The sequence below is a fragment of the Sulfitobacter sp. genome (genome assembly GCF_036961165.1).
Classification (GTDB): Bacteria; Pseudomonadota; Alphaproteobacteria; order Rhodobacterales; family Rhodobacteraceae; genus Sulfitobacter.
Map to the genome: position 1 here is coordinate 1 of NZ_JBALVJ010000106.1, position 8,717 is coordinate 8,717.

The following is an 8,717-nucleotide window of genomic DNA, read 5'->3' on the forward strand; positions in this document are numbered from 1 at the left end:
CGTTCGGGTTGGATACATCTTAGCACGCTGTCCAATTTTGCCGGACCACTTCATTTCGAGGCCGTCATCCGATCTGAATCCGTATTGAAAGGTTTATTCGGCGACGCATGGCCCGAGGGTCTTACCCTTGAGGAGAACCTGACCGACCTGCACTGGCATCACCGCGAATTTACCTCCAAACGGTCTTTCGCATGGATCATCCGCGATGCGTCAGGCACCTATCTAGGCTGCGCTTATCTGTACCCCTCCATCGGTAAACGTGGTGCGGGCGACGCCGTCTACTGGATGACCGATACGCCCGACCGGCTGGCGCATCTTGCCACGTTCGGCGCGCTTTATGAGGACTGGCTGAAAGGCCTCCTGTCGCCTTCCTATGTCCTGGATCTCACGAACAACGGATCATTGTAGGATCAGCGTACAAAAAGTTGCCGTCGTTCATGGCTTCATGCTTTGAGATACAGAGTATTTTAGCCTATTGCTCTTAGCTTGAAGTGCTGCGCCCCTGTCGGGTCCGCTGCACTTCATGCGTTCAATTGCCCCAAAAGCACCGCCCCAAATCATTCGGGAACGCGCCTAGGTCTTGCCGAGGATTAGGCACGATCCTTTACCTCAATCAACGCCACAACCTGACCCAATTGCAGCGCCTGTCCGGGGGTCGCGCGAAGTTCGCTGATGCGGCCAGAACACGGGGCTTCGACGGCCATTTCCATCTTCATGGATTCGACAATTGCGATCGTCTGACCTGCCTCGACCACGTCACCGAGTGCAACCGTGATTTTCCACAGGCCACCAGGCACCGGGCTTTCAACCCCCATGAAGCCGTCGGGAATGTCCTCGGCCCTGTCGGCGTCCGGGACACTATGATCAGGGTCGAAACTGTCCAAACCCTGCTCTTTCCAGCGCTGGCGTTCGGCCTCAAAGGCCTGTTGCTGCGTCGTCTTGAATCGCGATATATCTGCCGCCTCGCGAGTTAAAGCCTGTTTGTGATCGGCCCATCGCAGCGTCGTCTCTTCGATCTTGATCGGGTATTGCCCATGGGGAAAGGCATGCCGCGCCTCGGTCAATTCCTCATGCGACACCGGGAAAAAGCGGATCTGATCAAAGAAATCCAATAGCCAGGGCTGCTTTGCGAACGCCTGCGTGCGCCGCCATGTGTTCCAGACTTGAATGGTGCGCCCGACCAGCTGATAGCCCCCCGGCCCCTCCATCCCGTAGATGCACATATAGGCGCCGCCGATGCCGACGGCGTTTTCAGGCGTCCATGTGCGGGCGGGGTTGTATTTTGTGGTCACCAAGCGATGGCGCGGGTCAATCGGCGTGGCCACGGGCGCGCCCAGATAGACATCACCCAGACCCAGCACCAGATACCTGGCGTCATAGACGATTTTCTTGACCGCCTCTTCATCCGGCAGCCCGTTGATCCGCCGGATAAACTCGATATTCGAAGGACACCACGGCGCGTCCGGTCGCACGAGTTCTTGATACTTGCGCATCGCCAATTCGGCCTGTTCATCGCCCCATGACAGCGGCAAATGCACGATCCGCGAGGGGACGGTGATCTCTTCGGCGGGTGGCAATGCGGCCTCGATGTCCTGCAACAAGCCCAGCAATTTTGAGCGCGGCAGTTTGGTGCTGTCGTAGTGGATTTGCAGCGACCGGATGCCCGGCGTCAGGTCAGTCACCGGCAGCTTCGCATCCTGCACCGCTTGCATCAACAGATGCACGCGCAGGCGCAATTCGATGTCCAGCGTCATGTCGCCATATTCAACCAGCAGATTATCGTCGCCCTGACGGCGGTAGACGACCGGCACAGGGCCAGTGTCATTCCGTCCCAAAACGGCCGAACCCGAAGCGTGGAAGGCAGGGGCCACGACCGGATCATCCGCGCGCGCTACGGGTACAAATCGGATGGTATCGCCGGGCCGGAACTGGCCCATTTTCCAGCGGTCTTCACTGGCGATGACGGCAGGGCTTACAAACCCGCCAAGGCTTGGCCCGTCCGGCCCCAGAATGATCGGCATGTCGCCGGTAAAATCAATCGCCCCCACGGCATAGGCGTTGTCATGCAGGTTTGACGGATGCAGCCCCGCTTCGCCACCGTCGCTGCGCGCCCATTCGGGCGCTGGCCCGATCAGACGCACGCCCGTGCGGTCAGAGTTGAAATGCACCTTATAGTCGGTGGCAAACAGCGTTTCGATATCGCGTTCCAAAAAGAAGTCCGGCGCGCCGTGGGGGCCGTAAAGGACCGAAACCTCCCATGTATTTGTCAGCGCGACAGGCTCAAGCGGTTGCGGTGCCGTGCAGGGTGCCGCACCGATGTGCAGTACATCCCCGGTCTTAAGCGTGCCCATCGCGTGACCGCCGAACTGGCCCAGACCAAAGCAAGCGCGTGAGCCCAGAACCTCGGCCGCGTCAAACCCGCCTGCAACGGCCAGATAGCTACGCTGTCCCGGCCCCTCGATCTTGCCGATCCGCAGCGTCGCACCTTCGGGGATGTCGAGGACAGGCCCTTCGACCAGCTTATCGTTCAGATGCAGTGTCATGCGTGCCCCGGTCAGCGCGATGCGCGCGGCACTCAGGAACCGCAGCGTCGGCCCCATCATCGTCAGCTCAAGCGCTGCTGTGTCTGGGTCATTGCCCAACAAGCGGTTGGCATTGCGGAACGACACCGCATCCATAGGCCCCGAGGGCGGCACGCCGACATGCCACAGGCCCAAACGCCCAGGCAATTCTTGCAGGCTGGATTGCGCCCCCGGTGCCACGACTTCGATGCAATTGGCCGTATAGGCAAAGCTGTTGAGGGCAGTCGTCGTCACCTTGCCCGACACGAAAACCTCGGAGGCTGCGATGGCGCGCAGATAGCCGAGATTGGTCTCGATCCCTGTCAGGGTTGTGGCGGCCAAGGCGTCCTTGAGCGCTGCAATCGCAGCATCGCGATCCGCGCCAGTAACGATGATCTTGGCAAGCATCGGATCATAAAACGGGCTGACATCTGTCCCGGTCTCGACCCACGTATCAATGCGCGCATTACCCGGAAAATCAACATGAGTCAGCCGCCCCGACGCAGGACGGAACCCCGCATGCGGCACCTCGGCGTAAACCCGAACCTCGATTGCGGCCCCTTTCGGGACTAGGGGCGTGTCAGGCAAAACGCCCTCCCCCGCAGCTTGGCAGATCATCCATTCCACCAGATCAATGTCAAAAACCGCCTCTGTGACCGGGTGTTCGACCTGCAACCGCGTGTTGACCTCAAGAAAATAGAATTCTTCGCGCAGCGGGTCATAGATGAATTCAACCGTCCCGGCAGAGGCATAGCACACCGAGGCACACAGCGCCGTCGCCGCCTGATGCAAGGCTTGGCGGACCGCGTCCGGTAACAGGGGTGCCGGTGTTTCCTCGACCACCTTTTGGTTGCGCCGCTGCAAGGAACAATCGCGTTCCCCAAGGGCAATCACCCGCCCTGCCCCATCGCCAAAGATTTGCACTTCGACATGGCGCGCATCCGCGACAAAACGCTCAAGAAACACCCGCGCATCCCCGAAACTTGCTGTCGCCGTGCGCCCGACACTTTCAAATGCCGCCCGCAGCGCGCCTTCATCGGCGCAAAGCTGCATCCCGATGCCACCACCCCCCGCCGTGCTTTTGAGCATCACAGGATAGCCGATGCGCGTCGCTTCCTGCACGGCCTCTTGGGCAGTCTCCAGCAGGTCCGACCCGGGCAACAAGGGCACGCCCGCCGCCAGCGCCAATTCCCGCGCGGTGTGCTTCATGCCGAAATCCCGCAGATGATCAGGATTTGGCCCGATAAAGGTGATCCCCGCCTCGGCCAGACGCGTGGCAAAGCCCACGTTCTCAGACAAAAACCCATAGCCCGGATGCACCGCCTGCGCGCCGGTTTGCTGGCAGGCGGCAATCACCGCCTCCACATCCAGATAGCTTTGCGCAGCGGGCGCAGGCCCTATGCGCACGGCCTCGTCCGCCAACCGCACGGCAGGCGAAAACCGATCCGCATCAGAATAGACCGCGACCGACGCAATACCCATTTTGCGCAGCGTTTTGATTACGCGCAGAGCGATTTCGCCACGGTTGGCGACAAGTACCTTGGTAAACATATTCTAGCCTTTGATCACAACACGGATCGGCGTCGGGTCGAAGCTGTTGCAGGGGTTGTTGATCTGCGGACAGTTGGAGATCACGCACAGCACGTCCATTTTCGCCACCATTTCAACGTGATCGCCGGGGGCGGAAATGCCGTCATCCACCGTCATCGCCCCATTGGCACCGATTGGCACGTTCATGAAAAAATTGATGTTGGCGACGATGTCCCGCTTGGTCATGCCGTGACGGCCCAGCTCGAGAATGAAATTCTCGCGGCAGGCGTGTTGGTACAGCGTATCGTGCCCAAAGCGCACTGTGTTGCTTTCACACGAACAACACCCCGCCGAGGTGTCATGCCGACCGGACGTATCCGCCGTTACCGTCAGCATCACCCGCCCTTCGGAAGACATGATCTGGCTGCCCGTGGTGATATAGGCGCTGCCTTGGGCGCGCAGAGTGTCCTGACTGGAATAGCGTTCGGTAAAGTCGTCCGCGCAATAGAAAATCGTGTCGATGGCCTGCTGGCCATAGGTGTCCTCGATGCGGATCGTCTGGCCCTTTTTCACGATGCCCGACCATGGTTTCTGGGCGGGGATGTCAAATGTCTTTTCCATACGCTTAACCCTCTGACTTTGCGTTGTTTTCAAAGCCACGCTGGGCTTCGGGTGTTGCGGTGCGGCACAGATCATCGGGGGGCACGGGTACAGCTTTGATCTTGGTGATCTCAAGCGGTGCGGGCACCTCGCCCGCCTTCGGGTCCAAAGGATGCGGGCAGTTGGACAGAGCGATCAACAAATCCATCTCGGCGCGCAGATCGACCCAATCGCCGTCACTGATCATCCCGCCACGCCATTCAAACCGGCCGTCGGCTGTCACGCGCACGGGCGCAAAGAGGTTCAGCAACGGCATCAGATCACACCGATCCAAGCCCAGTTTGGCGGCGGCCAGAATCATATTGTCGCGCGTATTGCGCATCAGGCGATCGCCGTATTGCGCCACCGTCGCGGGCGTTGATCCCCCCGTCAGCGCATCATGCGCACCCGAGATATCCTCAACAATCGACAGCATCACCCGCCCCATATCCGAGAAGACCACTCGGCCTTTCTTAAGCTCGGTCGTCCATTGCAGCTTGACCGTATCGGGCAAGTTCATCCGCTCGGACGTGTCTTTGGCCGACCACGCGGCCAGCGCAACGGCGGACACTGGTCCTTGCGGCACAAGGCGCAGCACTTCGCCTTTGGCAAGGCGCAAGGTGGTGTACCAGCCCCCCGGCACATGATGCGTCATCGCAACTGTTTCGGCCTTTGGCACCGGCGCGGGGCGCGGGCTGGGGGTGGGCGGTGTCTTGGGCGAAAACGCCAGCCCGATGCGCTGGTGTTCCTCGTAGCGTTGCCTGTCGGCAGCGATTTGTTCAGCGGTGCGGTGGATGTGCATATCAGGTCTCCGTGCGTTGGTCGGGTCGTCCCGTTGCTGCGCCGTGAGGGGTCAGGTCGTCCCAACCGAGCGCGTATTCAGTTTGAAAAATCGTGCTGGCCCCTGCCTTGCGTGGCGGCCAGATGTCGATGTCTTTGGTGATCGCGACACCATAGCGCATCACCTCTTCCGGCAAGGTCCGCGTGCGGCCAAGGGCCACCACGCGCGTGCCAAGGGTAAAGGCCTCACGCAGATCATGGGTCACCATTACCACCGTCATGGGCAGTTCATTCCACAGCCGCAGCATCAAGCGGTGAATGTCGCTACGAATGCCGGGGTCCAGCGCGCCAAAGGGTTCATCCAGCAACAGCACGCGCGGCTTCATCATCAGCGCCTGCGCAAGGGCAAGGCGCTGCTGCATCCCGCCAGACAGCTGCGCGGGGTATTTGTCTTCCGATCCGGCCAGACCGACTTCGGCGATCATCTGACGTGCAGTCTCGGCCAAAGCGCGCCGCGCGGCCCCAAAACTGCGGCCCCATATGCGACCAGCCTGCATTTCAGGCCCCAGCATCACATTGCCCAGAACCGTCAGATGGGGGAACACAGAATATTTTTGATAAACCACGCCGCGATCCGGTCCGGGTTCGTCCGGCAAGGCGATACCATCCAGCAGAATGGTCCCACGCGTCACCTTTTCCTGCCCCAGCAGCAGCCGCAACAGGGTCGATTTCCCGCAGCCCGACGGCCCAACCAGCGCCACGAAAGACCGCGGCGCGATCTCAAGGCTGACGTTTTCCAGCACGACCTGCTGGCCGTATTCCTTCCAGATGTTCTTGACCGAAAGCGCCGTCATCTGCCGCCCTCCAGTTCCGACCACGGGAACAGCTTGCGGCGCAAACGGTCGATTGCGAAATCTGCGCTTGCCGCGAGGAAAGTAATCCACGCGACATAGGGAAAGATGATGTCCATGGATAAATAACGCCGCACCAAAAAGATACGGTAGCCTAGCCCGCTGTCCGCCGAGATCGCCTCGGCTGCGATGAGGAACAAAAATGCGGGCCCCAGTTGCAGGCGCAGACTGCTGAGCAGGCGCGGCATGGCTTGCGGCAAGACGATGCGAATGGCGATCAGCCAGCTTGAGGCCGACAAAGTCTCGGCCTTGACGATCTGTTCACGGGGGAGTGCCAGTACCGTTTGCGCCAGATCGCGGATCATGATTGGGGCGACCCCGATCACGATCAGCGCGATCTTCGAGGTTTCGCCCAAGCCCAGCGAGATGAACAGGATCGGCAAAAGCGCCAGCGGCGGCACCATCGACACAAAGCTGACGAAAGGCACCAGCAAGGCGCGGAAAAATGGCAGGATGCCAATGCCGATACCAATCACCAGCGCCAGCGCCGTTGATATCCCCAGCCCCGCGCCCAACCGTTTCAGGCTGGACCATGTGTCCGTCCACAGCAAATAGTCACCAGTCCGACGATCCGGCGTAAAGGCCATCAGATCAACGGCAGCGACAATGCTGCTGAAGGCAGGCAACAGCTTGTCGTTCGGGTTTTCCGCCAGCCGCGACGCCGATCCCAGCAGATAGGCAAGGATCAGCAGCGCAAAAGGCGCGAATTTCAAGGCGGTCGCCAAGGGGGGCGACAGGTGCTGGTTGATCAGACGCATGGCGCTGCTTCCCGCTTAATTACCCTTACAGCGAACCGTCAGCCGCCATTTGCATAAAGGTATTGTCAAAACGGAACTTCACATTTGCCGTGTCGCCTAGCATCGTCCCATCAGGCAATTCGATCCCGATTGCGTCTTCCGATGTGGCACCGGGGGTCAGCAAACCCTTGTCGAAAAGGAACGCTCGCACCAGATCCATGGTCGAGCCTAACTCGGGTGACGCGGCAAAAGCGACAGCCTCTGCCGGGTCAGCGAACAGCTTTGTCGCAGCCATTTGCGCCTCGAAACCCGCCTGATCCGTGCCCGACGCTGCCCCCATCGCCCCGCGTGCCGCAGCACCTTCTGGAGTGTCCGAGGTCATCAACGCCATCGTTTCATACCAGATGCCCGCAAGCGCTTGGCCGAACTTGGGGTTGTCGGCCAGCACATCCGTGTTGGCCACCATAAGGTCAATAATTTCGCCCGGGATTTGCGCACTGTCGAAGACTTTAGTCGCATCAGGAAGGGCCACGATCTCAGATACCATCGGGTTCCACGTTACCATCGCTGTCACGTCAGGAGTCTGGAATGCGCCGACCATATCGGGATCAGCCGTATTGATAACGGACACGTCCCGCTCTGACAGGCCGACGCTGTCGAGCGCGCGTGCCAGCAGGTAATGCGAGACCGAGAATTCAACCAGATTAACGTCACGCCCGGTAATATCGGCCAAACTGCCCTCGCCCTTGATAAACACCGCGTCATTACCGTCCGAGAAATCGCCGACGATCAACGCCGTCGTGTCAACGCCCCCCGCAGCGGGGATCGACAGGCCGTCCATATTGGTCAGCGTGACCGCGTCATAGCCGCCCGCCGTATATTGGTTGATCGATTCCACATAGTCGTTGAACTGCGTCACCTCGATCGAAATTCCGTATTTATCCGCCCATTTATCGACAATCCCGGTATCCGACGCATAGCCCCACGGCATCCAGCCGACATAGATTGACCATGCCACTTTGAAATCTGTCTTTTCCTGAGCCCATGCCGCGGGCGCGAAGCTAATCGCGCCAAGCGCTGCAAGTGTGGTAAGTGTCAGTCTGCGTTTGATGGTCATTGAATGTCCCTTCAGTTTCAAAAAGGGGATCGGCGACAAGACATCGCGGCCAATCCCTTGGCTTTGCGAGGTCTCCCGGGCTTTTGTCCCGCCGTGCATCTGGCGGGTATGTCTCTCCCGGCAGCTTTGGCTCTTGGACCAGACACGTCATAGTACGCCGGAACCCTAGCCAATAATCTCGACTTCAAGCTTTGCTAGAAATTATGCTTAGGCAAGCGCGGACGCAAAGGAGCTTAGAATTAAGATGACTTGCTTAAAAATTACCCGATTTTTTTAAGCTTTGCAGAAAATTCGCCCGCTTTGAGAATGCAAAAAGCCCAAGCATGTCTGACGTCAGACAATATCAAGATTTCAGCCATCAAAAGCGCTTGGATACCCCACGTTATTCTTGGTTTGAAGTGGTCCGGCAAAATTGGACAGCGTGCTAAGATGTATCCAACCC

Annotated in this window: 7 protein-coding genes and 1 riboswitch; of the genes, 1 reads left to right on the plus strand and 6 read right to left on the minus strand. The window is 59.4% G+C overall.

Annotation, left to right across the window (positions count from 1 at the left end):
- The coding region (locus V7730_RS20875; protein WP_335749492.1) for a hypothetical protein at positions 1–408 on the plus strand (408 nt) is incomplete at its 5' end.
- A gap of 182 nt (positions 409–590) precedes the next feature.
- On the opposite strand, the gene uca is transcribed toward V7730_RS20875, so the two are convergent.
- Genes uca through V7730_RS20905 form a run of 6 tightly spaced genes read right to left on the minus strand, consistent with a single transcriptional unit; the run spans position 591 to position 8,275 of the window.
- The gene (gene uca, locus V7730_RS20880) at positions 591–4,112 is read right to left on the minus strand and encodes an urea carboxylase (protein WP_335749493.1); all 3,522 of its coding nucleotides are present in this window, start codon (positions 4,110–4,112) and stop codon (positions 591–593) included.
- Between the two features lie 3 nt (positions 4,113–4,115).
- Complete coding sequence (locus tag V7730_RS20885; RefSeq protein ID WP_335749494.1) at positions 4,116–4,712, minus strand: urea amidolyase associated protein UAAP2; 597 nt, start codon at positions 4,710–4,712, stop codon at positions 4,116–4,118.
- A gap of 4 nt (positions 4,713–4,716) precedes the next feature.
- Positions 4,717–5,532, minus strand: coding sequence for an urea amidolyase associated protein UAAP1 (locus V7730_RS20890; RefSeq protein WP_335749495.1), 816 nt, complete (start codon positions 5,530–5,532; stop codon positions 4,717–4,719).
- Position 5,533: 1 nt separating this feature from the next.
- Positions 5,534–6,364 (minus strand): ABC transporter ATP-binding protein, encoded by an 831-nt coding sequence (locus V7730_RS20895; protein WP_335749496.1) that lies wholly within the window; start codon positions 6,362–6,364, stop codon positions 5,534–5,536.
- A complete protein-coding gene (locus V7730_RS20900) occupies positions 6,361–7,179 on the minus strand; it encodes an ABC transporter permease (protein ID WP_335749497.1) in 819 nt (272 codons plus the stop codon). Before V7730_RS20900 ends, V7730_RS20895 begins: the two co-directional genes overlap by 4 nt.
- Before the next feature lie 25 nt (positions 7,180–7,204).
- The gene (locus V7730_RS20905; RefSeq protein ID WP_335749498.1) at positions 7,205–8,275 is read right to left on the minus strand and encodes a putative urea ABC transporter substrate-binding protein; all 1,071 of its coding nucleotides are present in this window, start codon (positions 8,273–8,275) and stop codon (positions 7,205–7,207) included.
- A gap of 70 nt (positions 8,276–8,345) precedes the next feature.
- Positions 8,346–8,455, minus strand: a riboswitch (guanidine-I (ykkC/yxkD leader).
- Positions 8,456–8,717 lie beyond the last annotated feature (262 nt).